Annotated in this window: 1 protein-coding gene; it reads right to left on the bottom strand. The window is 40.4% G+C overall.

The window, feature by feature from the left end; all coding sequences use genetic code 11:
- Positions 1–1,387, bottom strand: a 1,387-nt coding sequence (locus KO524_RS15125; RefSeq protein ID WP_219295068.1) for a choice-of-anchor L domain-containing protein, incomplete at its 3' end; no start/stop codon positions are given.
- Between the last annotated feature and the right edge of the window lie 18 nt (positions 1,388–1,405).

Below are 1,405 nucleotides of genomic sequence, written 5' to 3'. Positions count from 1 at the left end.
CGGTATTGGCCTTAATCAGCCAAGGTTTACCCGTGCATAAATCCGCTTGATCAACAATGCTGAGCTCCACATCATTTAATTGTTGCTCGAAATCTTGGATAAACATCGCGATACCTCTTATAGCGTATCGTTCAATATTACCAACTCCAAACTTTAGTCGGTATTTTCTACCGACGGTTAACACCGTGGGTTTGGTTGGAAAAACCTTTGAATTTAACATCCAATAAATTAAGGGATTGTTCCAAAGAGGAATTATCTCAGGGCTACCCAATTCAGGATAGTTATCAATTACCAACTCCTGATGAATGGGAAGATTTGTTCCGGGAACTCTGGCTATGTTCTGCTTGTTTTGAGTGGTTAAATCCGTCAACCATATACCTAAATACTGAAATTCTCCAATCCAACCCGTCCAACTAAAAACGTAATCAATATCCAACTGTTCATTCAAAGCAATAAAATCAAACTCCAATACTGCTGTGGCACTGGGTTGTAACTGTTGTTGGCCCGGAATCTCCAATTGCAAGGCATTTAAATCGGCATCACCCGTCCAAGACGGACTATTTTGCTGAAAACGGTCAGAGAAGTTTGCAGCAGAAAGATTCATACTCAAATCTGTAGTGGATAAGGCGATGCCCTTTTCCAATAGAAAAGTCGAATTGTTTTTATTAAAATAACCGATGGAATTAAAGTCGTTTTGCCCATCACCAGCCTGAAAACGAATGTTGGAAAAAATATTATCGCAGTCCGAGTACAGGAATTTTTCTTCCACCCAATCCACATTCTCAGTCATGGCATCGTTAGCCTCGATCTGTACATAGGGAACCTCAGCTGCCCGCAGACAAACCTTAAAGCGCAAATCGTTATTGTAATCTATATTATTATATCGAATAACTGTATCTGCTCCCAATACGAGGTAATACTCCTGCCCCACTACCAACTCACTTAAAACCATATGTTCAGTATTCGAAGCTGAACCGTCTATGCTCTCACTATTAAGAAATGCAAAACATATTTTAGCTGGGCTATCAAAATTGCAGTCCGTATAAACCGCACCTGTAAAAAAGAAAGAAGTCCGGGTCTCTGGTAAAACATCCGATCGAGCATCAAAGACCCTAAACAAATGGGTCTCTGCAGCAGCCCGAAACCGAAACAAATTCTTTTTTTGTCTGCTATCAACCGCTCTTCCACAAGTCAAACCCAAGGGAAGCATGCCCGCATGCTCAAAAGAACCCCTTGCATATTGCACACAGTCCACCCCCGTATTAACCGGAATCTCTACGGCATTCTCACAATTCAAATCCGGATCTAAAGACTGGGCTTGTACACCGAAACAAACCAACAGTACACTTAAAAATAGTGTATAATATAAAATCTTTTTAAACCTCATAACTTCATTTAAATTAAC

Source organism: Flavobacterium sp. NKUCC04_CG (assembly GCF_019345525.1).
Lineage (GTDB): Bacteria > Bacteroidota > Bacteroidia > Flavobacteriales > Flavobacteriaceae > Flavobacterium.
Note: the sequence above shows the minus strand (reverse complement) of the source record. Positions and strands in the feature narration are given on the sequence as shown.